This is a genomic window from Streptomyces sp. DI166, assembly GCF_900091315.1.
Lineage (GTDB): Bacteria > Actinomycetota > Actinomycetes > Streptomycetales > Streptomycetaceae > Streptomyces > Streptomyces fuscus.
In genome coordinates, this window is the sequence record NZ_FLSP01000055.1 from 18,410 (window position 1) to 41,021 (window position 22,612).

A 22,612-nucleotide genomic window follows, 5' to 3' on the forward strand; every position below is an offset into this window, starting at 1 on the left:
ACTGGAGACCGAATGTTCAGACGGACGGCACGTTCGATCCTCTCTTTTGTCATGATCACGGCAGGTCTGGCGTTCGGGGTCGGCGCCACCGCCGGTACCGCGCACGCCGACGAGTGCTACACCTGGAGCCGCACCCTGTCCCAGGGCTCCTCCGGCAGCGATGTCACGCAGTTGCAGATCCGGGTGGCGGGCTGGGTCACCTCGGGTGAACGGCTCTCCTACGACGGCCAGTACGGCGCCCGCACGGCCGCCGCCGTGAAGAAGTTCCAGGCCGCGTACGGACTGTCGGCGGACGGGGTCGCGGGGCCGCAGACCTTCAGCAAGATCTACGCCCTCCAGGACCCGGACTGCACCCCGGCCCACTTCAGCTACGGCGAGCTCAACCGCTGCAACTCCGACTGGTCCGGCGGAGCCGTGTCGGCCGCGACCGCCAAGGCCAACGCGCTGAAGACGATGTGGAAGCTGGAGGCCATGCGGCACGCCCTCGGTGACGTCCCGATCAACGTCTCCAGCGGCTTCCGCTCCTACGCCTGCAACCGAGCCGTCGGCGGGTCGGCCACCAGCCGCCACCTGTACGGCGACGCCGCCGACCTCACCGGTTCCCCGTCCTTCTGCCGGCTCGCCCAGCAGGCCCGGACGCACGGATTCTCGGAGATCCTCGGCCCGGGCTACCCCGGCCACAACGACCACACTCACGTCGCCTTCGACCCGTCCCCCTACTGGTCCGCCCCCAACTGCGGCATCTGACGGCGCTGTTGGGCCTCCCTCAGGACCTCCCTCAGCGCCGCCACCGCGCCGCCCGCGTCCTCCGCGTAGAAGCGGAGGACACGGGCCTCGGCAGGCTTGCCCAGGGCGCGGACGTACGTGACGGGCTCGGTGAGTTCGACCGTGACCGTGGTCTGGCCCGCCACGGCGAGATCCGCCACGCCGTCGGCGTCCACGGCGCCGAGCTTGCCCTCCGGGAACCTGCGGTCCAGGCGGACGGACGCGATGCGGTCGGCCGGGACCCGGATGTCCAGGAGGGCGCCGTAACGCAGCCGCAGCGAGCCGTCGGGGCCGATGACATGCGGGCGGACCACGCAGGAGGCGTGCAGGGCGAGGACGAAGTAGCAGCCCCAGATGTCGAGGACCAGCGTCACCGCGTGCACCACCGGCCAGGGGATCAGAAAGGCCAGGGCCACGGTCTCCACGACGCAGACGAAGAAGAAGCCGAACATCGTCGCCGACTGACCGGGTGCGTACGGGACCGCCGTATCCCCTTCGCGCACTCCGTGCGGGCCGCGGCGGGTCGTCCAGCGCAGGAAGCTGGTGGAGAGGAACACCTCGTGGGCGGCCAGTCTGCGCACGGGTGCCGGAACGGTGTCGGCGATCGCCGCGCGGAGGGCCGTACGACGGTCCAGCCCGCCGCCGCGATGGCGGCGGTGGTCGAGGAACAGCAGGGCGCCCGCCGCGATCAGCAGGAGCAGCGCCGCCGACCGGGTCACCGTCCGCGCCACCGGTGGGACCGTCACTCCCCCGGCCACGCACACGATCAGCACCAGTTCCCCCGGCACCAGCGCCGCCGACGACCAGCGCACCGCCTTCCTCAGCAACCACGTTCCCCTTCGCATGCGGCCAGTAGAAACGTTGCCGTTGCGGCAAGGTCAAGCCAAGGCGCGAAGAGTACGGTCGTACACATGGCGACGGATTACTTCGCGGACGATCCTCGGACCAACCTCGAACGCATGCGGGCCGGTGATCTCTACATCGCCGACGACCCCGAGATCGCGCACCGGCAGCAGCGAGCCGCGCGACTCTCGGCCCGCTTCCTGGCCGCCTACCCCGAGGACCCCGGCAAGGCCCACGAGATCCTCGCCGAGCTGCTCGGCTCCCTGGGGGAACAGGCGCACGTGCGGCCGCCGTTGTTCGTCGACTACGGCAGCAACATCACCATCGGCGCGCGCACGTTCGTCAACTTCAACCTCACCGCGCTGGACGTCGCCGCGATCACCATCGGCGAGGACTGCCAGATCGGTCCCAACGTCCAACTCCTCACCCCCACACATCCGTTGGAGCCCCAGCCCCGGCGCGACAAGCTGGAGGCGGCGCGGCCGATCGGCATCGGTGACAATGTGTGGCTCGGCGGCGGGGCCATCGTGCTGCCCGGGGTCAGGATCGGCGACGACTCGGTGATCGGTGCCGGTTCGGTGGTGACGAAGGACGTGCCGGCCGGTGTGGTCGCCGTCGGCAGTCCCGCCCGCGTCGTCCGCACCCTGTGAGGCGCTACCCGATGATCTCCCGGAGGCGGGCGAGATCCGTCTCCGTTACGTCGGGCGGGCGCAGTACGGCGTTCCAGGCGTCCACGTACTCGCCGCGGTACCGGTGGCCGTGCCCGGACGGGACCTCGGTGGCGAACGGCAGGTCGGCGGTGACCTGCCAGAAGGTCACGAACGGCACCCAGAACATGTCCTCCAGTACGTCACGGCCGGGCGCCTCGCCGATCCAGTCCGGCTCGTCGAGGATCAGGTGCGGGCCCCACCACACGATCGGATCGGAGGCGTGCAGCAGGTACAGGACCCGGTTGCTGTCCCAGGGTTCGTCCGTCGGCGGGATCGGCTCGCGGGCGTTGCTGGCGAAGCGCACGGTCCTGCCGTCCTTGAAGACGGGCTGCACCTCCGGGGTGCCGGACTGCCGGTGGTCGGTGAACTCCCGGTAGAGGGTGTTGAAGTTGGGCGGGCCCGAGAAGAGGGTGCCGGAGGTGCGGTTGCTGAGGTCGTACTCGCCGCTGAAGGCCGTCTCACCGCCGAAGGAGCCGAGGCTCTCGCCGGTGACGTAGAGCCGGGGGCGTTCGTCGGCGGGCAGCTTGGACCAGGTGTCGTAGACGGCGTCGAACAGTTCGCGGCCCGCCGCGCGCGCCTTGGACTGGTCGACCAGATAGGACAGCCAGGACGGCAGGAACGAGTACTGCAGCGCGACGGCCGCGGAGTCGCCGCCGGTGAGGTACTCGAAGGTGTCCACGTTGGCCGGGTCGACCCAGCCGCTGCCCGTGGTGGTGGCCACCAGGAGGTTCGCGCGCTCGAAGCCTCCGGCACGGCGCAGGTCGGCGACGGCGCGCGCGGCGCGCTCCTCGGTGTCGTCGGCCGTGTCCAGGCCGGCGTAGGCGCGCACCGGTTCCCGCGCGGGTTCGCCGCTGAAGCGGGTGATGTCGGCGGCGGAGGGGCCCGAGCCGATGAAGACCCGTCCTTCCCGGCCCAGGGAGTCCCAGGGGACCAGGGAGCCGGGGCCGCCCGAGCGGGTGCTGGTGGTGGGCTGCCGGATGCCCTCCGGGGTCTCGGTGTCCCGCAGCGAGAAGGCCTCGTTGGCGGCGCCGACCAGGCCTTCCAGGAGGAGTCCGCTGATCAGCAGCCAGGACGTGGCCGCCACGAGGAGCCAGCCCACCGCCTTGGCGGCCCGCTCGCCGATCCAGCGCATCAGCTGACGCGACACCCAGCGGTACACAGCGCGCACGCCGCGTCCGAGGAGCAGGAGCAGGGCGAGGACCAGCAGGGCGATCAGGGGTGAGAGGACCGCCTGGAGGACGTTGTACTCCCGTACGCCCATGAGGTCACGGATCTCGTGCTGCCAGTACTGGCCGAGCCCGAACGCGACGCCGAACAGGACCGTCCCGCCGATCCAGAACACCGGCCACGACCAGCGGCGCGGCGGACGCGGGTCACGGTCGGCGAAGGCGCGCCAGACGACGGCGGCGAGGACGCCGAGGCCGTAGCCGATGGCCGCGGAGATGCCGCAGATGAGGCCTTGCAGCACGCCTCCGCGCGGGAGGAGCGACGGGGTGAAGGACAGGCAGGCCAGCAGGAGCGCGCCCCAGCAGCCGGGGAGCGTGACACGCAGCTGCCCACGCCATCGGGCCGGTGGTGGCGTGGGCTCGTCCTGCGCGGGTTCGCCCTGCGTGGGCTCGGCCTGCGCGGGTTCGCCCTGCGTGGGCTCGGCCTGCGCGGGTTCGCCCTGCGCGGGTTCGCCCTGCGCGGGCTCGTCCTGCGCGGGCTGCGCTGTCGGTGGGGGCTGCGAAGGCTGGTCGCTCATGGCGTCCTCCGGGTCAAATCGTCCCCCGGAGGTGGTGGCGCCGCCAGTCAGGCCGCCTGGCGGACGCGGTCACGGCCCGCGGCGGCGGCGCGCAGCCTCCGTCCGCGGCGGGTCTGGCCCCAGGGCTTGAGGATCGAGATCACGGTCATGAAGACGTACGCGGTCAGGGACACGATCGGGCCGAACAGCACCTCACCCGCGTCGGGCAGGGGTCCGCCCGCCGAAACGGCGCTGACCGCCTCGTTCACGCCGGGGCGCAGCGCGAAGGCGGTGGCGGCCGTGGTGACCAGGGTGAGCCAGAACTTGGTGCAGACCCAGCGGTGCCGGGCCAGCCCCCACTGCGTGCCCAGGGCGAGCAGCAGTCCGCTGAGGAGGGTCAGGAACGCCACGGGGAGCAGGAGCCAGTCGGCGAACAGCTTCATGGCCCGTACCGATGCCTCCACCGTCACCGGCGAGCCGGTGCTCGCCGCGGTCGTGCCCAGGGCGAGCAGACCGAGCGTGAGCCCGAGCCAGGAGGCGGAGGCGACGACATGGACGACGAGAGTGGCCCGGCGTGCGGGGCGGCTGAGTTTCATGCGGTCCAGACTGGCGAGCGGACGCCCGCAGGACGTCTGACGGCGGGAGCAACCTCGTGTACTCGCGGCGGCGTACGCACCCGGCCGGAGTCTGCTACCCGCGGACCAGGGGACTACGACTTTGGTGCCCCGGGACCTGGGCCCGCGGCCCGATGGGCGCGACGGCCGCCACGGTTAGCGTCATGGCATGCGTATAGGACTTCTTGGCACCGGCAATGTCGCCCGCGCACTGGCCCACGGGTGGGAGGCCGCGGGACACGACGTACTCCTCGGCTCCCGCCACCCGGACGAGCGCAAGGACCTCGGGCTTCCCGTGGCGGGCCTGGACGAGACCGCCGCACACGCGGAGGTCCTGGTGAACGCCACCCCGGGGAACGTCTCCGTCGAGCTGCTGCGCTCCATCGGCGCCCCCGCCCTGGCCGGCACTCTGCTGATCGACGTGGGCGTGGGTATGTCCGACGACTACAGCGAGCTGTCGCACCCCAACAGCAGCCTCGGGGAGCAGATCCAGGCGGCCTTCCCCGACACCCCCGTCGTCAAGACGCTGTGCACCATGGACGCCACGGCGATGACCTCCCCGCAGGGCCTGGCCGGACCGAGCACCGTCTTCCTCTCGGGCGACGACGCGGAGGCCAAGCGGGCGACAGGCGAGCTGCTCACCGACCTCGGCTGGCCCCCGGAGTCCCAGCTTGACATCGGCGGCATCACGAGCGCCCGGGGGCAGGAGCACTTCGCCTTCCTGTTCATGGGCATCGCGAACGGGCTGGGCTCGCACACGTTCAACATCCAGGTGGTCGCCAAGGCGTAGGCCGGGGCGCGGGGAAGCCGTTCACCCCTGACGCTCCGCCAGCCGGGTGGCGGCCTTCTCCGCCCGGCGTCCGGCCTCCCGCACCCGCCGTTCCGCCGCCCGCAGTTCCTCCCGCGCCCGGCGCTCCTCCTCGGCCGCCTCCCGCTGCTCGGCCTTGGCGCGGCTCAGCTCCTCGGTCAACTCAGCGACACGTTCCTTGAGTTGCTCGGCGCGCCGACGCTGCTCCGCCGCCTCCTTCTCGGCCGCGGAGGCCTCCTTCTCCCGTGCCCGCAGCTCGCGCCGGGCCGCCTCGGCGTCCTTCCGGAGCCGGGCCGCTTCCGCGGCGTCTTCACGCTTTCCGGGACGGGGCGCGGGTTTGCGGACGGTCGCGCTCGGGCTCACGTCGGGAAATCCGACCGTCCCCTCCAGCGGCTTCACCAGCCGCCCGGTGGCCCATTCCGCCGCCGCATCGGCATCGGCCAGTACGGCGTGCAGGGTGCCCTCGACCTCGCGGCCGACGTCGTCGCCGACCGGATGGCCCGCCTGCGCGGCCAGTTCCCTCGCCTCACGGGTGACCGCCCTGATCAACGTCCGCTGCTGTCCGGTCAGTTCGCGCAGCCGGGCGCCGTCCAGATCCCGGTGGGCCCGGCGGAGGGCCTCGCCGAGCCGGAGCAGGGCCTCGGTCTCCTCGGGGCGTTCCCGGACCAGGAGGTTGCTCACCCAGGCCGCGAGGCTGGGGCGGCGCAGCTTGCCGATCCGGTCCGCGAGCGCGCGGTCCCCGGCGGTGCGGGCCTCGGCCGTACGGGCGTTGCGCGCCGCGGTGAACTCCTCCGGCCGCAGCGCGTACAGCTCATCGGCGACCGTGTCGATGTCCACGGGGGCTCCTGTCGACGGGCGCGCTGACTCTTCGAGCGTAGGAGGGGGCATGTGGGTGTGCTCGTCGGAGGGGTCCACCCCGATCCCGCCGCCTGAACGCACGTTCGAGTGCAGCACCTCGGTCCCCTCCTGGCAGGACTCGCCCGTCGGTCCTTCACCGACCCCTGGGAGTGCGCCGCGTGCCGGGGACGTAGGGTCGCGCCTGTGGACCTGGTGAACTGGGCGACCGGGCTGGCCGCGGGCCTGCTCATCGCGGTGGTGACCGCACCCGTCGGAGTGTCGGGCGCCGTCTTCCTGCTGCCCGTGCAGCTCAGCGTCCTCGGCGTGCCCAGCCCGGCGGTCACCCCCACCAACCTCCTCTACAACGTGGTCGCCGGTCCCGGTGCCCTGCTGCGGTACGGCAGGGCGGGCCTCCTGCGCGGCTCGCTGACCCGGCGCCTGGTGGCCGGAACCCTGCCCGGTGTGCTGATCGGTGCCGTGATCCGGGTCTTCGCCCTGCCCGGCGCCACGGTCTTCCGAGTGCTGGTGGCGGCCCTGCTGATGCCGCTCGGCGCATGGCTCGTCCTGCGCACCCTCCGCCCCGCCGAACGCACCTCGGGCACGGAACCGTCCCCTCGGGCCCTGAGCTCGCTGGCCCTGGCCGTCGGTGTCGTCGGCGGCATCTACGGCATCGGTGGCGGGTCGATCCTCGGCCCGATCCTGGTCGGCCGGGGCATGCCGGTCACCAAGGTGGCACCCGCCGCCCTCGCCGCCACCTTCGTCACCTCCGTGGCCGGTGCCACGGCCTTCGCCCTGCTCTCGCTCGCCGAGTCCGGCACCGTCGCCCCCGACTGGGGCCTGGGAATCGCCTGCGGACTGGGCGGACTCATCGGCGGCTACCTCGGGGCGCGGCTCCAACCCCGCGTGCCCGAGACGGCGTTGCGGCTCCTGCTCGGCTCCCTGGCCCTCGCTGTCGGGGCGCTCTACGCCGTGCAGTCGGTGCGCTGAAACCCCGGAACTGTGAACTCCGCGCTTCGTGCGCATGTCCCACTGTGGAGAAATGCTTCGAGGCCTCTCGCGGCGTTGACCTGGCCGGATTTCGCTGCGAGTGTCATGTCCGTGAGCAAGAACGAGACCCCCGCCGCGCGCCTGATCGTCGAACCGCGACGTCAGTGCAGCGCCCTGTGTGCCACCGGCTGTCGCCGCCGCTGACCGGCGCGGTTCCTCCTCGCTCCCTTCCTGCCCGGCGCTCCGGACGACGCCGGTGACCTCACACCCGTAGAGCTCCACGGAGCATGCCCTCCTTCGGCATGCCCCGCGCCGCTCGACGTCCGTACTTCCCCGCCCCGCTTCTGTGAACAGGACCTCTTCATGGCCACCACGGCATCGACCCGACGACAGTTCCTCACTCTGCTCGGTCTCTCGGCAGTGGCCGTCAGCTGCGGCACGGCCGCGTCCGGTGCCAGTGCCGGGAAGGGCGGGACGAAGACGCTCAAGTACCAGGGCTGGGCGGGCCAGGTGACGCTGCCCGAACTCGCCGAGGATCTCGGCTACTTGGAGGACGTCAAGCTGGAGTGGGTCGGCAATACGATCAGCGGTCCGCAGGACATCCAGTCCGCGGCGACCGGCCAGGTCGACTTCGGCGGCGCCTTCAACGGCGCGGTGGTCAAACTCGCCGCGAACAACGCCCCCATCAAGGCGGTCATCAGCTACTACGGCTCGGACAAGGACGCCTACAGCGGCTACTACGTCCTTGAGGACAGCCCGATCCGCTCGGCGCGGGACCTGATCGGCAAAAAGGTCGGGATGAACACCCTCGGCGCCCACGCCGAGGCCATGCTCGACATCCACCTGCAGCGCGAGGGGCTCTCCCCGTCCGACATCGACAAGGTCGAACCGCTGGTGGTGCCCCCGGTCAACACCGAGCAGTCACTGCGCCAGAAGCAGATCGACGTGGCCGTCCTCAGCGGCGTGCTGCGCGACAAGGCGCTGGCCACCGGCGGCATCCGGCCGCTGTTCACCGACTACGAGCTGCTCGGCGCGTTCAGCGCCGGCACGTACGTGATGACGGAGCGCTTCATCGAGCAGAACCCCGAGACCGTCCGCACCTTCGTCACCGCCGTCGGCAAGGCGATCGAGTGGTCGCGCTCCACTCCGCACGAGGAGGTCATCGCCCGGATGACGGACATCGTGAAGCGGCGCGAGCGCAACGAGGACACCGAGTCCCTGAAGTACTGGCGTTCCTTCGGCGTCGGCGAGAAGGCGGGCCGGATCACCGACAAGGAGTTCAAGCTCTGGATCGACTGGCTGTCCGAGCGCGGCGACATCGACAAGGGCCGGGTCACCCTGGCGGACCTCTACACCAACGAATTCAACGACGCGACCGGCCGGAGCTGACTGCCATGACGATCGTCTTCGAGAACGTACGGAAGGAATTCACCGTCAAGGACCGCTCGGGGAAGCGGCAGAGCAGCCGGTTCACCGCCCTCGACGGTATCGACCTGGAGATCGCGGACGGGGAGTTCGTGGTCCTCGTCGGCCCCAGCGGATGCGGGAAGTCGACCCTGCTGGATCTGCTCGGGGGTCTGACACAGCCCACCTCGGGCCGCATTCTGCTCGACGGTACGCCGGTCACCGGGCCCGGCCTGGACCGGGGCATCGTCTTCCAGCAGTACGCGCTGCTGCCCTGGCGCACCGCGCAGGGCAACGTCGAGTTCGGCCTGGAGGCCACCGGGGTCCCGCGGCGCCAACGGGCCGCCCGGGCACGGGAGTTCCTGGACCTGGTGGGCCTGACCGGGTTCGAGGACCGGCATCCGCACGAACTGTCCGGCGGAATGCGCCAGCGCGTCGCCATCGCCCGCAGTCTCGCCTACGACCCCCAAGTGCTGCTGATGGACGAGCCGTTCGCGGCGCTCGACGCGCAGACGCGGGAGTCGCTCCAGGACGAGCTGCTCAGCGTGTGGCAGCGCACCGGCAAGACCGTCGTGTTCATCACCCACGGCATCGACGAGGCCGTCTACCTGGGGCAGCGCGTCGCCGTCATGACGTCCAGGCCGGGCCGCATCAAGCGGATCGTGCCGGTCTCGCTCGGTTCCCGTACGGCGACGGACGACCTGCGCTCCAGCCCCGAGTTCGCGCGGCACCGGCACGAGATCTGGTCGCTGCTGCACGACGAGGTGGCCAGGGCCCAGCAGTTGGAGAAGGAGGCGGCAGCCGTATGAGCACCACCACTACCGAGACACCGGCCGAGGCGGTCCGGGAAGCCCTGGTCGTCAAGGCCCCCGAACCCACGCCGGTGTCCACCGGCCGGGCCCGCCGGGCGGGACGGTTGCTGCTGACCGTGGTGACCAAGTCCGCTGCCATCGCGGCGCTGCTGCTCCTGTGGGAGAGCGCGCCACGGCTCGGCCTGGTCGACCGGACCTTCCTGCCACCGTTCAGCGAGGTCGCCGAGGCCTGGTGGGGGCTGGCCGAGGACGGTCAGCTCGCCGACAACACACAGGCCAGTCTGGTCCGTTCGTTCAGCGGCTTCGGGATCGCGGTGGCCGTCGCCGTACCGCTGGGGCTGCTGATCGGCTGGTACCGGCCGGTCGCCGACCTGCTGGGACCGCTGCTTGAGGTGTTCCGCAACACCGCGGCGCTGGCCCTGCTGCCGGTGTTCGTGCTCCTACTGGGGATCGGCGAGACCTCGAAGATCTCCATCGTGGTGTACGCGTGCACCTGGCCGATCCTGCTCAACACGATCAGCGCGGTCCGCAACGTCGATCCGACCCTGCTCAAGCTCGCCCGGTCGATGGACCTGTCCGCGCCCCGGCTGTTCCAGAAGGTCATCCTGCCGGCCTCGGTGCCGGTGATGTTCACCGGTATCCGGCTGGCCGGAGCGGTGTCGATCCTGGTGCTGGTCGCCGCCGAGATGATCGGCGCCAAGGCGGGCCTGGGCTATCTGATCAACGCCTCTCAGTACAACTTCGCGATCCCGCAGATGTACGCGGGCATCATCACGATCTCCGCGATCGGTGTCGCCTTCAACCAGCTCCTGGTGAGCGTGGAACGCCGCCTCAGCTCCTGGCGCGTGCCCACCGGCGCCTGACCACCCTCTTCCATCCCCTTCGTCACAGCTCCAGAGGAACTCCATGACCGCGTCCCGCCCCCGTCAGCTCCACCTCAACGCCTTCCTGCTGAACGCCGGACACCACGACGCCGCCTGGCGGCACCCTCGCACCGAGCCCGACCGAATCGTCGACCGGCGCTACTTCCAACAGCTCGCGCAGACCGCCGAACGCGGCCTGCTGGACTCGGTGTTCCTGGCCGACGGCCTCGCCCTGTGGGGCAACGCGCGCCACAACGCGCTCGGCGGCTTCGAGCCGCTGACCCTGCTGTCCGCGCTGGCGGCGGTCACCGAGCGGATCGGACTGATCGCCACCGTCTCCACCACCTTCAACGAGCCCTTCCACACCGCCCGCAAGTTCGCCTCCCTCGACCACATCAGCGAGGGCCGGGCGGGCTGGAACATCGTCACCTCCGGCACCGTGCAGGAGGCCCGCAACTTCGGCCAGGACACCCACCTGGAACACCGGCTGCGCTACGAGCGGGCCCGGGAGTTCGTCGAGGTGGCCACCAAGCTGTGGGACAGCTGGGAGGACGACGCGATCCTGCTCGACCGGGAGCGCGGGGTGTACGCCGACACCGACAAGGTGCGCGAGATCGAGCACCGGGGTGAGTACTTCGGCGTTCAGGGTCCGCTGAACGTGCCGCGCTCCCCGCAGGGGTATCCCCTGCTGGTGCAGGCCGGTTCGTCGGAGAACGGCAAGGAGTTCGCCGCCCAGTACGCCGAGGCCGTCTTCACCGCCCAGCAGACCCTCGCGGACGCCCAGGCCTTCTACAAGGACCTCAAGTCCCGGCTGGCCCGCTACGACCGCACCGAGGACCAGTTGCTCGTCCTGCCCGGTATCGCGCCGGTCATCGGCTCCTCCGAGGCCGAGGCACGCGCCCTGGAACAGGAGCTGACAGAACTTCAGGTCCCCGAGTACGGGCTCGCCCAGCTCTCCGGGATGCTCGGCACCGATCTGACGGGGCTGCCGCTGGACGGGCCGCTGCCCGAACTGCCCGAGGAACGGGACATCAACGGCAACAAGAGCCGCTTCACGCTCGTCGCCGAGCTGGCCCGACGGGACAACCTCACCCTGCGCGAGCTGATCGCCCGCCTCGGTGCCGGACGCGGCCACCATGTGTTCGCCGGTACGCCCGAGCAGGTGGCCGACCACCTGGAGGAGTGGTTCACCGAGGGCGGCGCCGACGGCTTCAACATCATGCCGCCCCATCTGCCGGGCGGCCTGGAGAACTTCGTCGACCACGTGGTGCCGATCCTCCAGCAGCGCGGCCTGTTCCGCACCGAGTACACCGGCCGCACCCTGCGCGAGCACTACGGCCTTCGCCGCCCCGCCAACCGGCTGACCTCGGCGTAGGTCCCGCAGCACACAGGTCGGCCTCCCGTCCGTGACGGGAGGCCGACCTGTGTTTCAGTGGGTCCTGCTCAGGCGCGGCGCCTCATCTGGCGCAGCAGCACGATGCCGCACAGGACGAGAACCGCACCGGCGGCCGCGGGCCACAGCTTGGCACCGGTGTCGGCGAGGCTGCCGCCCACCGTCTGCGTGCCGGTGTTGTTGTTCTGCGACTGGTCGGCGCCGACCGGAGCCTGCGACTGGGTCGGCGAGGCAGTGGGCTCACCGACCTCCTCGGCCGGGGTCTCCTCGGCGTCGCGGGTCGCGGACGGGGTGCCGCCGATCTTCGGCTGGTCGACGGTGGCGTCGTCGGTCGGCTGGTCGTCCGCCGGGGCCTCGGTCGCGGGCTCCGTCTGACCACCGTTGTTCTGGCCGCCGTCGTTGTTCTGACCGCCGTCCTGACCGCCGCCGTTGTTCTGACCGCCGTCGTTGTTCTGACCGCCGTCGTTCTGGCCGCCGTCGTTGTTCTGACCGCCGTCCTGACCGCCGTCGTTCTGGCCGCCGTCGTTGTTCTGACCGCCGTCGTTCTGGCCGCCGTCGTTGTTCTGACCGCCGTCCTGACCGCCGTTGTCGTTACCGCCGTTGTTGCCCTCGTCGCCGCCGTTCTGGCCACCGTCGTCGTTACCGCCGTTGCCGTCGCCCGGCTGCTGGGGCTGCTCCGGCAGGGCGCCGGCGTCGCACTGGCGGCCCTCGTTGATGCACTTGACCATCTCGTTCATCAGCGCCTCGTCGAAGACGTTGATGAAGTCACCGTGGTCCGTGACCGGCTTGTGCAGCTGCTCGGGGAAGGAGTCCACGGCGAACAGCGGGGTCGTCTGGCCGCCGTCGTCGAGGCTCGGCGCGTCCACGTCGTAGACGATGCGCTGGACCAGCTGCGGGATGGCCTTGAAGCCGCCGGGGCAGGAACCGTCGGCGGCGGCGAACGCCACGTGGGTGCGGTGGTTGGCGCTGTCGATGTTGCGGCCGTCCCAGCAGCTCTGGAACTTGAAGGTGCGCACCACGTCACTGCCCTGGGGGCACAGCGGGTACTTGTCCTTCAGCTGCCGGTCCTCGAAGCCGGTGCAGCTCCAGGAGGCGTTGGCGTTGGCGGGGCCGTTGACGAACGCCTTGGCGTCGCCGGTGATGATGCGCAGCAGGCGCGGCATGGCCGTCACGTCGCTCTGGGGGCTGCCCTGGAAGGTCAGCGTGACCTCCTTGGCCGTGATGATCTCACCGGCGTTGCCCTCGATGCCGCCGCCGGGCGAGTTGGCGTCCTTCTCCTGGGTGCCGTTCTGCAGACGCAGCACGGGCCAGTAGTAGGTGGACTTGTCGCCCTGGTTCTCGCAGCTGGTGTCGGCGTTGGCCAGGTCCTCGTCGCTGGCGAAGGCGTCGTTGGCCTGGTTGCCGATGTAGTCGTGGAAGTGGTGGGCGGCGTTGGTGACACCCGGCGCGACGATGATGTTGTCCGAGTTGAACAGGCCGTTCTCGTTGACACCGCAGCTGGTGGTGAAGGTGCCGGTGGAGGCGTTCTGTCCGGCGGGCGGCTCCTGCACATTGGGCTCGACGCTGTTGATGTCGACGAAGTCCTCGGCCACGGGGCCGTTTCCGGCCTGGCCGGCCTGCGGCTGCTCCTGGACGGTCAGTTCACAGCCCGCCAGCGCTTCGAGGCCGTCGGGGCGCTCGCCCGCGTTGCCGATCGCCACCGCGATGTTCTCGATGGTGGCGACGCGCTTCTCCTCCAGCGGCTTCATGATGGAGCTGTCGGTGAAGCCGGAGTCCTGCTTCTGTTCCTGCGTGGCTGCCTGGAGTTGCTGGTACGCCTCTGCTATCTGGCCGTCCAGGGCGGCGAGTTCCTTGTCGACCTCGGCTCTGGACTCGTCCGGGACCTGGGTCAACTCGGCACCCACATCGGGGCAGTCGATGGTGGCCCCCGCCTTCTGGGCGGCTTCACCGCCTCCGGTGGCGGAGGCGTAGATATTGGTGGCCATCAGCCCGCCGCCACCCAGGATCAGCGCGAAAGCGGCAAAGGTCGCGCGTCGTGGGCCGGTCGGGCGCCTGCGCGTATTGCGTGTCAAGGCAGTACTCCTACGTTCGGGGGCGAGCGAGCGGACATACAAATCCCTCGCCCCCATACGCATCACGGGCCCACCGCGTTCAACCGCGCCCCAATTTCTTATCAACCTTTCAGAGAACCGGGACATCCCGGTCGATCTCCCCTCCCAGAACACCCCCACTTGCATTTAGCCCGCGTAAGCAACTATTGTTGTCGCCTATAAGCGCCAGGCGCAATCAAGCATCTCCCACCCCCCGAGGAAGCACCACCATGACCACGGTCCCCACCGTCACCCTCAACAACGGCGTCGAGATCCCCCAGCTCGGCTTCGGCGTCTTCCAGGTCCCTGACGCCGAGACCACCGCCGCCGTCACCGAGGCCCTCCGGGCCGGTTACCGATCCGTCGACACCGCCGCGATCTACGGCAACGAGGCGGGTACCGGCAAGGCGCTGGCCGACTCCGGGATCGCCCGCGAGGACCTGTTCGTCACGACCAAGCTGTGGAACGCCGACCAGGGCCACGACGCCACCCTCAGGGCGTTCGACGCCAGCCTGGCCGCCCTGGGCCTGGACTACGTCGACCTGTACCTCATCCACTGGCCGACCCCGGCCCGCGACCTGTACCGCGAGTCCTGGAAGGCGATCGAGCGCCTGGTGGCCGACGGCAGGGTCCGGGCCGCCGGGGTGTCCAACTTCCAGCCCGACCATCTGCGGCGCCTGACCGACGGCGCCTCGATCGTGCCGGCCGTCAACCAGATCGAGCTGCATCCCGGCCTCCAGCAGGCCGAACTGCGCGCCCTCCACGCCGAGCTGGGCATCGCCACCGAGGCGTGGAGCCCGCTGGCCCAGGGCGCGGTACTGAAGGACGAGGCGATCGTCACGATCGCCGGGCGGCACGGGAAGTCCCCCGCCCAGGTCGTGCTGCGCTGGCACCTGCAGCTCGGCAACGTCGTGATCCCCAAGTCGGTGACCCCGCAGCGCATTCGGGAGAACCTCGACGTGTTCGATTTCACACTCTCCGAGGAGGAGATGGCCGCGATCGCCGCCCTGGACCGCGGCCTGCGCACCGGCCCGGACCCGGACACCCTCAACTGAGCCGGAGTTGGGCGGCCACGCCCCCGCGCGTGGCCGCCCGCGCGGGCGGAGGGACCCCCGTGCCGACCCCTCGAACAGGCGGGTTAGCATATGAGCACCCTCTAGCTCGAAAGAGACTCCTGTGACTGTCAACGACGACTCGTTCACCAACTGGAAGAACCGCGAGGAGATCGCGGAGTCGATGATCCCGATCATCGGGAAGCTGCACCGGGAGCGGGACGTGACGGTCCTGCTGCACAGCCGCTCCTTGGTGAACAAGTCGGTGGTCAGCATCCTGAAGACGCACCGGTTCGCACGGCAGATCGCGGGCGAGGAACTGTCGGTCACCGAGACGCTGCCCTTCCTTCAGGCGCTCACCACCCTCGACCTCGGCCCGTCCCAGATCGACATCGGCATGCTGGCCGCCACGTACAAGACCGACGACCGCGGTCTGTCGGTGGCCGAGTTCACCGCGGAGGCGGTCGCCGGGGCCACCGGCGCCAACAAGATCGAGCGCGATGGCGGCCGCGACGTCGTGCTGTACGGCTTCGGCCGCATCGGCCGCCTGGTGGCGCGGCTGCTGATCGAGAAGGCGGGCTCGGGCAACGGCCTGCGACTGCGTGCCATCGTCGTGCGGGGCGGTGGCGAGCAGGACCTGGTCAAGCGCGCCTCACTGCTGCGCCGCGACTCCATCCACGGCCAGTTCCAGGGCACGATCACCGTGGACGAGGAGTCCTCCACGATCCTCGCCAACGGCAACGCGATCAAGGTGATCTACGCGAGCGACCCGTCCGAGGTGGACTACACCGAGTACGGCATCAAGGACGCCATCCTCATCGACAACACCGGCAAGTGGCGGGACCGCGAGGGCCTCTCGCAGCACCTGCGCCCGGGTATCGACAAGGTCGTGCTGACCGCGCCCGGCAAGGGCGACGTCCCGAACATCGTGCACGGCGTCAACCACGACACGATCAAGCCGGACGAGCAGATCCTGTCCTGCGCCTCCTGCACCACCAACGCGATCGTCCCGCCGCTGAAGGCGATGGACGACGAGTACGGCGTGCTGCGCGGCCACGTGGAGACGGTCCACTCGTTCACCAACGACCAGAACCTTCTGGACAATTACCACAAGGCGGACCGCCGGGGCCGCAGCGCGCCGCTGAACATGGTGATCACCGAGACCGGTGCCGCGTCGGCCGTGGCCAAGGCGCTGCCGGACCTCAAGGCCCCGATCACCGGCAGCTCGATCCGCGTCCCCGTCCCGGACGTCTCGATCGCCATCCTGAACCTGCGCCTGGCCCGGGAGACCACCCGCGAGGAGGTCCTCGACTACCTGCGCGACGTCTCGCTGCACTCGCCGCTGAAGCGCCAGATCGACTTCACCACCGCCCCCGACGCCGTCTCCATGGACTTCGTCGGCTCGCGGCACGCCTCGATCGTCGACGCGGGCGCCACCAAGGTGGACGGCGACAACGCGATCCTCTACCTCTGGTACGACAACGAGTTCGGCTACTCCTGCCAGGTCATCCGGGTCGTCCAGCACGTCTCGGGCGTGGAGTACCCGACGTACCCCGCGACCGCGGTCTGATCCCGCTCACCTGATCCCGCTCACGGCGGTGCCGGTTCTCCGGCACCGCCGTGAGGCGTTTACGGGGCTCCCCCGTCAGTCCATCAGTCCGGCGGCCAGCGTGGCCCCCAGCTCCCAGCACGCCTCGATGTCCGCCTTGCCCGGTTCGCCGGTCACGGTCACGGGTTCCGCCGCGCGGCGCCAGCCCAGTCCCGTGGTGACCGTCTCGATGGAGCGGAGCGCGCCGGTGACGTCGCTGCCGCCGTGCACGTAGTAGCCGAAGGGCCGTCCGCGGGTGGCGTCCAGGCAGGGGTAGTAGACGGTGTCGAAGAAGTGCTTCAGGGCACCGGACATATAGCCGAGGTTGGCCGGGGTGCCGAGAAGGAAGGCATCGGCGTCGAGGACGTCGGACACCGTCGCGGCCAGCGCCGCCCGGCGTACCACCGAGACGCCCTCGATCTCGGGGGCGGTCGCCCCGGAGAGCACGGCTTCGAACAGCGCCTGACAGTTCGGCGAGGGCGTGTGGTGCACGATCAGCAGAGTTGCCACACGACCGAACCCTGCCCCCGCTCCCCGCACTCCTGCAAGTCGGGAGCCATTACGTCCGTTTGCGCCCGACATCTGGCGTTTCCCTGCTGATTCTCCGCCGACGTGCGGTGTGTTCAGAAGCCGCGATACGTGGTACCCGCCCCGCGCGAACCGGCCACGGGAGATACGGCGGTCACATCAGGACCGTTCGGGTTTACGCGGCTGAGGATGCGTGACTACGGTGACCCGAGTCGGCACATGGGTCATACAGCCAACTCCAGTAAGAGGTGTTCCGCTCTGTCCGGGTTCCATCGAGAAGGTCTCGATCAGCAAACGCTCGCGCTGCGCACACTCGGACAGCCGAAGGCACCGCCGCCCGGCGCACACGACGGCACCGCCTCCGCGCCCGCGCAGACTGCCCGGTCGGTCAAGGAACGCGACGCGTTCTTCGACAACGCCAAGTACTTGGCCATCGTCCTGGTGGCGATCGGCCACGCGTGGGAACCCCTCAGGGACGAGAGCCGGGCGGTCACCGCGCTGTACATGCTGGTGTACGCGTTCCACATGCCGGCGTTCATCGTGATCTCCGGCTACTTCTCACGGACCTTCGACGCCACGCCGAGCCGGCTGAAGCGGCTGCTGACCGGAGTCGCCGTCCCCTATGTCGTGTTCGAGGTGGCCTACACCTACTTCACACGCTGGACGGACAACGAACCCGGGCGCGACATCAGCCTGCTGGACCCGCTGTATCTGACCTGGTTCCTGGCCGCTCTGTTCATCTGGCGGCTGACGACACCCGTCTGGCGGATCGTCCGCTGGCCGCTCCCCCTGGCCCTGGCCATCGCGATGCTGGCGACACTGACCCCGAGCATCGGCAAGGACCTCGACCTCCAGCGCGCCCTGCAGTTCCTGCCCTACTTCGTCCTCGGTCTGCTGCTGAAGCCCGAGCACTTCGCGCTGGTGCGCCGCCCCGCGGTGCGGCGGGCGGCGGTGCCGGCGCTCCTCGGCGCGACCGTGGTCGCGTACTGGGCGGTGCCCCGGATGAACTACGCGTGGTTCTTCCACCGCACCACCGCCGAGGACCTGGCGGCGCCCGCCTGGTACGGCCCGCTGATGACGCTGGTCCTGTTCGGCTGCTCGACGGTCCTGGTGGCGTGCTTCCTGGCGCTCGTACCGGGCCGCCGCACCTGGTTCACGTCCCTGGGCGCGGGCACCCTGTACGGCTATCTGCTGCACGGATTCGTCATCCAGGCCGCCAACAAGTACCACTGGTCCCACCTGGACTGGACGCACGAGCCGCTCGGGGAGATCGTCGTGACGCTCGTCGCGGGTGTCATGGTGACGGTGCTGTGCACGGCACCGGTGCGGCGGGTCTTCCGGGGGGTCATGGAGCCGAGGATGGCGTGGGCGTTCCGGCCCGATCCGGTGGCCGAGGCGCGGGCCCGCTGACCCACGGCCGACCGCCCGGCCCCCTGCGGCCGGGCGGTCGCCCTCATCAGTTCGCGCACATCTCGGCCCGCTCGCTGGTGACCTTGGCCACCGCCGCCGACAGCTGCTTCTGCACCGACTCGTTCAGCGCCTCGCCGCTCACCGTGCCCACCAGGTCACTGGCGAGGTTGTGGAGCTTGGTGTTGGTGTTCTGGGAGGCCATGACCAGCACCTCCCAGGCGTCCTCCGGGCGCAGGCCGAAGGACGCCATCAGAATGCCCCGCGCCAGGTCGATGGTGGGACGGGTCTGCATGGCCCGTCGTAGCTGGACAACCTCGATCCGCAGGTCTTGCAGCATGCTCTCGTCCTCGATCTCGTCCGGAGCGGAAGGTACTGATTCGTCGTCCTCGTCCGCAGGGGCGAACAGGGAGTAGGTGCCGGTCAGGTTGAGCAGTCGTTCGGCCACGGGGCCGGCCGACCTGACGAGCAGCGCCTTCCCGTCACGGAGGGCGCGCTCGCGCAGTCCGAGCAAGATGTTCAGCGCGGAGCAGTCCCAGAACTCCACTCCGCTGAGGTCCAGGTCCACGCCCCGCACCGACCGCCCGAGGGCGGCGCGCAACACGCGTTCCAGTTCGGGGGCCCCCTCAAGGTCCAGTTCCCCCCGCACGATCACCGTCATCCGGTCTCCGTCGGGCTGGACACCGATGTCCGCTGCGCACGACGACCGCACTGTGGATGCCGCCTCCGTCATGACCGCCTCCATCGGTCACCCCTTCAGGACTGCCTCCAGCGTCACCGCATCAGCAATCACCCGTCAAGAGATACACGAAATCTTCTTCATGTTTTTGTTACGTGTCTTGGAATACGCGAACGATCAACCGTAGAATCGACCCATGGAGGGACTATACGAGCCGCACACGGGGTGGACGTTCCTGACGAACCACGCCCGTGTCCTGGCCGCCATCGCCGACGACCGCAACGCGCGGATCCGTGACATCGCCGCACGCTGCAGACTCACCGAGCGTGCCGTGCAGAAGATCATCGCCGACCTGGAAAGCGCCGGATACCTGTCCCACACACGGGCAGGGCGCACCAACACCTACCGGATCGAACCCGGCAAGATCCTTCGCCACCCGGCGGAAGCCGGGCTGACCATCGCCTCGCTGCTGTCGCTCCTCGCCCAGGACGACGCCGCGCGGGTCAAGGAGGCTCCGGCATCCAGCATCGGCGAGTAGCACCGCTTGATCGCTCTCCCCCTGCCCTCGGTTACTCTGTGCCGCCGAACGGGTGAGGGGAGAACGACGTGAGCCGTCGGGCGGTGTGCGCGGCTGTGCTGGTCGCGCTGGTGACGGGGTGCTCGGCCGAGGCCGAGGACGGCGACGCGAAAGGCGCCGTGAAGAGCGACGCCGAGGTGGCCGAAAGCGGCCGGACGATCGGGGGCAAAAGCTCCGCGTGCGAGCTGCCGGTCACCTTCGACATCGCCGAGGACTGGAAGGCCGAGGCCGTCGACACCAGCGACCCCGACTTCGTCATGCGCCAGGGACCGGTCACCCTCGTCTGCGAGATCGACGCCAAGCCGGCCGGGAACATCGGCTTCCTGCGGGCCTGGACCGGGAAGCCCGGTGACACCGACGCCCGTGGCGTCCTGGAGTCGTTCGTGGCCGGTCAGGACGGGGTGAGCAAGGAGAAGTACGGCTCCTTCACGGCGAACGGGCTCGACGGCGCCGAGGTCACCTACACCTATACGAGCGAGCTCCTGGACGAGGCCAAGCAGGAACGCGCCCTCGCCGTGACCACCAACGAGGGGCCGGTCGTCCTGCACCTCGGCGGCCTGGACTCCGGGGAGCACAGGGCCATGCTCCCGGCGCTGGAACTGGCCAGGAAGACCCTGCACACGAGCAGGGCCGAGTAGGAACAGCCAGGCCCGGCGCGCTCCCCCGCTCGGGTGGAGGACGCCGGGCCGGGCCGGTTCAGCCGCGGGACTGGCGGTGGACGCGGATGATGTCCGCGTAGCGCATGCCGCTGGACTTCAGGGTGCGCCGCTGGGTGGCGTAGTCGACGTGGACCAGGCCGAAGCGCTTGTCGTAGCCGTAGGCCCACTCGAAGTTGTCCAGCAGGGACCAGGCGTAGTACCCGGCCAGCGGGGCACCCTTGCGCAGGGCTCGGGCGCAGGCGGCGATGTGCTGCTCCAGGTACCGGGTGCGCTCGGGGTCGTGCACGCTGCCGTCCGGGGCGACCGTGTCGGTGAAGGCGGAGCCGTTCTCGGTGACGTACAGCTCGCCCACCCCGTAGTCCTCGGTGAGCCGCAGCAGCAGGGCCTCCAGGCCGTCGGCGTCGATCTGCCAGTCCATGCCGGTGCGCGGCACGTCGGGCAGCCGCACCTCACGGGCGTACGGCACCGGGCCGTCGGGGTCGTCGGTGACGGTCACCGGGAAGTAGTAGTTCAGGCCGTGCCAGTCCAGGGGCGCCGCGATGGTCTCCAGGTCGCCGGGCCGCTCGGGGAGTTCGACGCCGTACAGCTCGCGCATGTCGGCGGGGAAGCCGCGGCCGTAGACGGGGTCCAGCCACCAGCGGTTGCTGTGGCCGTCCATGCGGGTGGCGGCGGCGAGGTCCTCGGGGCGGGTGGAGGCCGCCTCGACGGTGGAGTGGTTGGTGACCAGGCCGATTTGGGCGCCGGGGACGGCGGCGCGGACGGCCTGGGTGGCCAGGCCGTGGCCGAGCAGCAGATGGTAGGAGGCCCGTACCGCCGCGGTGAGGTCGGTGAGGCCGGGGGCCATCCTGCCCTCCAGGTGGCCGATCCACGCCGAGCACAGGGGCTCGTTGAGGGTGGCCCAGCGGGTGACGCGGTCGCCGAGCCGTCCGGCCACGGCGGAGGCGTAGGCGGCGAGGTGCTCGGCGGTCTCCCGCACGGTCCAGCCGCCGCGGTCCTGGAGCACCTGCGGCAGGTCCCAGTGGTAGAGGGTGATGTTGGGGGTGATGCCCGCCGCGAGGAGGGCGTCCACGAGCCGGTCGTAGAAGTCCAGGCCGGCCGCGTTGACGGGCCCGTCGCCGCCGGGGACCACGCGGGGCCAGGCGATGGACATGCGGTAGGTGTCGACGCCCAGCCGGGACATCAGCGCCACGTCCTCGGGCCAGCGGTGGTAGTGGTCGCACGCCTCGTCGCCGTGGTCGCCGTTGTCGATCTTCCCCGGGGTGTGGGAGAAGGTATCCCAGATGGACGGCGACCGGCCGTCCTCGGTGGCGGCGCCCTCGATCTGGTAGGCGGAGGTGGCCGTGCCCCAGCTGAAGTCGTCGGGGAAGGCGGCGAGGTCTATCGGCTCGGGCACAGAGAACCTTTCGGGATCGGGGCGGACGGTCACTTGACTGCTCCCGCTGTCAGTCCGGCGACGAGATAGCGCTGGAGCAGCAGGAACCCGGCGACGACGGGCAGGCTGACGACGAGTGAGGCGGCCATGATCTGGTTCCAGTACACGTCGTTCTGGGTGGAGTAGCCCTGGAGCCCGACGGCCAGGGTGCGGGTGGTGTCGTTGGTCATGACGGAGGCGAAGAGGACTTCTCCCCAGGCGGTCATGAAGGCGTAGACGGCGACGGCGACGATGCCGGGGATCGCGGCGGGCACCACGACCCGGAACAGCGCGCCGAGCGGCCCGCAGCCGTCGACCTTCGCCGCCTCGTCCAGGTCCCTGGGCACCGAGTCGAAGTACCCGATCAGCATCCAGATGGAGAACGGCAGCGAGAAGGTCAGATACGTGATGATCAGGCCGCCGCGGGAGCCGAACAGGGCGATGCCGGTGGCGTTGCCGATGTTGACGTAGATGAGGAACAGCGGCAGCAGGAACAGGATGCCCGGGAACATCTGGGTGGACAGCACGGTGACCGTGAAGACGCGCTTGCCGCGGAAGTTGTAGCGGCTGACCGCGTATGCCGCGAAGACGGCGATGGTCACCGAGCAGACGGTCGCCGCGCCCGCCACGATCAGCGAGTTGACGAAGTAGTCGGCGAGCGGGACGGTCTCCCAGATGTCGAAGTACGGCCGGACGGTGAGCCCGGAGGGCAGCCAGGTGAACTTGCCCGACACGTCCTCAAGGGGCTTCAGCGAGCTGGAGATCATCACGTAGACGGGCAGCAGTACGAAGCCCGTCAGCAGGGTGAGGAAGATTCGCCGGCTCCACAGGAAGGACTGCGGGGCGGCCATCGGTGAACGGG

The 22,612-nt window shown here is 70.0% G+C and carries 22 protein-coding genes; 13 read left to right on the forward strand and 9 right to left on the reverse strand.

Annotated elements, in window-relative coordinates; all coding sequences use genetic code 11:
- The first annotated feature begins 12 nt into the window (after positions 1-12).
- Positions 13-747, forward strand: coding sequence for a D-Ala-D-Ala carboxypeptidase family metallohydrolase (locus tag GA0115233_RS24735; protein ID WP_093722496.1), 735 nt, complete (start codon positions 13-15; stop codon positions 745-747).
- Here the strand turns inward: GA0115233_RS24735 and GA0115233_RS24740 are convergent.
- The gene (locus tag GA0115233_RS24740; protein ID WP_093722497.1) at positions 717-1,610 is read right to left on the reverse strand and encodes a hypothetical protein; all 894 of its coding nucleotides are present in this window, start codon (positions 1,608-1,610) and stop codon (positions 717-719) included. The two genes, GA0115233_RS24735 and GA0115233_RS24740, sit on opposite strands and share 31 nt — an antisense overlap.
- Positions 1,611-1,676: 66 nt before the next feature.
- On the opposite strand from GA0115233_RS24740, the gene GA0115233_RS24745 reads away from it, so the two are divergent.
- A complete protein-coding gene (locus GA0115233_RS24745) occupies positions 1,677-2,258 on the forward strand; it encodes a sugar O-acetyltransferase (protein ID WP_093722498.1) in 582 nt (193 codons plus the stop codon).
- 4 nt (positions 2,259-2,262) lie between these two features.
- Here GA0115233_RS24745 and GA0115233_RS24750 read toward each other — a convergent pair whose 3' ends face one another.
- Both GA0115233_RS24750 and GA0115233_RS24755 read right to left on the reverse strand, forming a co-directional pair.
- Entirely contained in the window at positions 2,263-4,062 is a 1,800-nt protein-coding gene (locus GA0115233_RS24750; RefSeq protein WP_218063537.1) for an alpha/beta hydrolase, read from the reverse strand.
- 47 nt (positions 4,063-4,109) lie between these two features.
- Positions 4,110-4,637, reverse strand: coding sequence for a DUF2269 family protein (locus GA0115233_RS24755; protein WP_093722499.1), 528 nt, complete (start codon positions 4,635-4,637; stop codon positions 4,110-4,112).
- Between the two features lie 187 nt (positions 4,638-4,824).
- Between GA0115233_RS24755 and GA0115233_RS24760 the strand changes: the two genes are divergently transcribed.
- A complete protein-coding gene (locus GA0115233_RS24760; protein WP_093722500.1) occupies positions 4,825-5,445 on the forward strand; it encodes an NADPH-dependent F420 reductase in 621 nt (206 codons plus the stop codon).
- Between the two features lie 21 nt (positions 5,446-5,466).
- Here the strand turns inward: GA0115233_RS24760 and GA0115233_RS24765 are convergent, their stop codons facing one another.
- Entirely contained in the window at positions 5,467-6,300 is an 834-nt protein-coding gene (locus tag GA0115233_RS24765) for a hypothetical protein (RefSeq protein WP_093722501.1), read from the reverse strand.
- Between the two features lie 213 nt (positions 6,301-6,513).
- Between GA0115233_RS24765 and GA0115233_RS24770 the strand changes: the two genes are divergently transcribed.
- From GA0115233_RS24770 to GA0115233_RS24790, 5 genes are all read left to right on the forward strand, one after another.
- Entirely contained in the window at positions 6,514-7,287 is a 774-nt protein-coding gene (locus GA0115233_RS24770; protein ID WP_093722523.1) for a sulfite exporter TauE/SafE family protein, read from the forward strand.
- Between the two features lie 363 nt (positions 7,288-7,650).
- Complete coding sequence (locus tag GA0115233_RS24775; RefSeq protein ID WP_093722502.1) at positions 7,651-8,676, forward strand: ABC transporter substrate-binding protein; 1,026 nt, start codon at positions 7,651-7,653, stop codon at positions 8,674-8,676.
- A gap of 5 nt (positions 8,677-8,681) precedes the next feature.
- Positions 8,682-9,500, forward strand: a complete 819-nt coding sequence (locus tag GA0115233_RS24780) for an ABC transporter ATP-binding protein (protein WP_176711928.1) — start codon at positions 8,682-8,684, stop codon at positions 9,498-9,500.
- Positions 9,497-10,366: an ABC transporter permease gene (locus GA0115233_RS24785; protein ID WP_093722503.1), complete on the forward strand. Its 870-nt coding sequence runs from the start codon at positions 9,497-9,499 to the stop codon at positions 10,364-10,366. Before GA0115233_RS24780 ends, GA0115233_RS24785 begins: the two co-directional genes overlap by 4 nt.
- A gap of 43 nt (positions 10,367-10,409) precedes the next feature.
- Complete coding sequence (locus GA0115233_RS24790; RefSeq protein ID WP_093722504.1) at positions 10,410-11,741, forward strand: LLM class flavin-dependent oxidoreductase; 1,332 nt, start codon at positions 10,410-10,412, stop codon at positions 11,739-11,741.
- A 68-nt stretch (positions 11,742-11,809) separates the two neighbouring features.
- Here the strand turns inward: GA0115233_RS24790 and GA0115233_RS24795 are convergent, their stop codons facing one another.
- Positions 11,810-13,831: a DUF1996 domain-containing protein gene (locus GA0115233_RS24795; RefSeq protein ID WP_093722505.1), complete on the reverse strand. Its 2,022-nt coding sequence runs from the start codon at positions 13,829-13,831 to the stop codon at positions 11,810-11,812.
- 248 nt (positions 13,832-14,079) lie between these two features.
- On the opposite strand from GA0115233_RS24795, the gene GA0115233_RS24800 reads away from it, so the two are divergent.
- Entirely contained in the window at positions 14,080-14,904 is an 825-nt protein-coding gene (locus GA0115233_RS24800; protein ID WP_093722506.1) for an aldo/keto reductase, read from the forward strand.
- Positions 14,905-15,025: 121 nt separating this feature from the next.
- Positions 15,026-16,471 carry a glyceraldehyde-3-phosphate dehydrogenase gene (locus tag GA0115233_RS24805; protein WP_093722507.1) on the forward strand — a complete coding sequence of 482 codons (1,446 nt, stop codon included), beginning with the start codon at positions 15,026-15,028 and terminating at the stop codon, positions 16,469-16,471.
- Between the two features lie 75 nt (positions 16,472-16,546).
- On the opposite strand, the gene GA0115233_RS24810 is transcribed toward GA0115233_RS24805, so the two are convergent.
- Entirely contained in the window at positions 16,547-16,999 is a 453-nt protein-coding gene (locus GA0115233_RS24810) for a flavodoxin family protein (protein WP_093722508.1), read from the reverse strand.
- A 321-nt stretch (positions 17,000-17,320) separates the two neighbouring features.
- Here GA0115233_RS24810 and GA0115233_RS24815 point away from each other — a divergent pair, with 321 nt between their 5' ends.
- Positions 17,321-18,427, forward strand: a complete 1,107-nt coding sequence (locus GA0115233_RS24815; RefSeq protein ID WP_255310337.1) for an acyltransferase family protein — start codon at positions 17,321-17,323, stop codon at positions 18,425-18,427.
- 46 nt (positions 18,428-18,473) lie between these two features.
- Here GA0115233_RS24815 and GA0115233_RS24820 read toward each other — a convergent pair whose 3' ends face one another.
- Positions 18,474-19,157 carry an ANTAR domain-containing protein gene (locus GA0115233_RS24820; RefSeq protein WP_093722525.1) on the reverse strand — a complete coding sequence of 228 codons (684 nt, stop codon included), beginning with the start codon at positions 19,155-19,157 and terminating at the stop codon, positions 18,474-18,476.
- Between the two features lie 142 nt (positions 19,158-19,299).
- Between GA0115233_RS24820 and GA0115233_RS24825 the strand changes: the two genes are divergently transcribed.
- On the forward strand, positions 19,300-19,641 hold the full coding sequence (locus tag GA0115233_RS24825) for a helix-turn-helix transcriptional regulator (protein ID WP_093722510.1): 342 nt from the start codon (positions 19,300-19,302) through the stop codon (positions 19,639-19,641).
- Between the two features lie 68 nt (positions 19,642-19,709).
- Positions 19,710-20,318 carry a lipoprotein gene (locus GA0115233_RS24830; protein WP_093722511.1) on the forward strand — a complete coding sequence of 203 codons (609 nt, stop codon included), beginning with the start codon at positions 19,710-19,712 and terminating at the stop codon, positions 20,316-20,318.
- A gap of 58 nt (positions 20,319-20,376) precedes the next feature.
- Here the strand turns inward: GA0115233_RS24830 and GA0115233_RS24835 are convergent, their stop codons facing one another.
- Together GA0115233_RS24835 and GA0115233_RS24840 are read right to left on the reverse strand one after the other, a co-directional pair.
- On the reverse strand, positions 20,377-21,732 hold the full coding sequence (locus tag GA0115233_RS24835) for a GH1 family beta-glucosidase (protein WP_093722512.1): 1,356 nt from the start codon (positions 21,730-21,732) through the stop codon (positions 20,377-20,379).
- A gap of 29 nt (positions 21,733-21,761) precedes the next feature.
- Positions 21,762-22,601 carry a carbohydrate ABC transporter permease gene (locus GA0115233_RS24840; protein WP_093722513.1) on the reverse strand — a complete coding sequence of 280 codons (840 nt, stop codon included), beginning with the start codon at positions 22,599-22,601 and terminating at the stop codon, positions 21,762-21,764.
- Positions 22,602-22,612 lie beyond the last annotated feature (11 nt).

What these genes read in the sequence shown, in the direction of transcription:
- GA0115233_RS24790 (WP_093722504.1), top strand. Translation starts at nt 10,410, where the DNA reads ATGACCGCGTCCCGCCCCCGTCAGCTCCACCTCAACGCCTTCCTGCTG.
- GA0115233_RS24775 (WP_093722502.1), top strand. Translation starts at nt 7,651, where the DNA reads ATGGCCACCACGGCATCGACCCGACGACAGTTCCTCACTCTGCTCGGT.
- GA0115233_RS24755 (WP_093722499.1), bottom strand. Translation starts at nt 4,637, where the DNA reads ATGAAACTCAGCCGCCCCGCACGCCGGGCCACTCTCGTCGTCCATGTC.
- GA0115233_RS24740 (WP_093722497.1), bottom strand. Translation starts at nt 1,610, where the DNA reads ATGCGAAGGGGAACGTGGTTGCTGAGGAAGGCGGTGCGCTGGTCGTCG.
- GA0115233_RS24760 (WP_093722500.1), top strand. Translation starts at nt 4,825, where the DNA reads ATGCGTATAGGACTTCTTGGCACCGGCAATGTCGCCCGCGCACTGGCC.
- GA0115233_RS24780 (WP_176711928.1), top strand. Translation starts at nt 8,682, where the DNA reads ATGACGATCGTCTTCGAGAACGTACGGAAGGAATTCACCGTCAAGGAC.
- GA0115233_RS24750 (WP_218063537.1), bottom strand. Translation starts at nt 4,062, where the DNA reads ATGAGCGACCAGCCTTCGCAGCCCCCACCGACAGCGCAGCCCGCGCAG.
- GA0115233_RS24800 (WP_093722506.1), top strand. Translation starts at nt 14,080, where the DNA reads ATGACCACGGTCCCCACCGTCACCCTCAACAACGGCGTCGAGATCCCC.
- GA0115233_RS24785 (WP_093722503.1), top strand. Translation starts at nt 9,497, where the DNA reads ATGAGCACCACCACTACCGAGACACCGGCCGAGGCGGTCCGGGAAGCC.
- GA0115233_RS24825 (WP_093722510.1), top strand. Translation starts at nt 19,300, where the DNA reads ATGGAGGGACTATACGAGCCGCACACGGGGTGGACGTTCCTGACGAAC.
- GA0115233_RS24745 (WP_093722498.1), top strand. Translation starts at nt 1,677, where the DNA reads ATGGCGACGGATTACTTCGCGGACGATCCTCGGACCAACCTCGAACGC.
- GA0115233_RS24840 (WP_093722513.1), bottom strand. Translation starts at nt 22,601, where the DNA reads ATGGCCGCCCCGCAGTCCTTCCTGTGGAGCCGGCGAATCTTCCTCACC.
- GA0115233_RS24735 (WP_093722496.1), top strand. Translation starts at nt 13, where the DNA reads ATGTTCAGACGGACGGCACGTTCGATCCTCTCTTTTGTCATGATCACG.
- GA0115233_RS24820 (WP_093722525.1), bottom strand. Translation starts at nt 19,157, where the DNA reads ATGACGGAGGCGGCATCCACAGTGCGGTCGTCGTGCGCAGCGGACATC.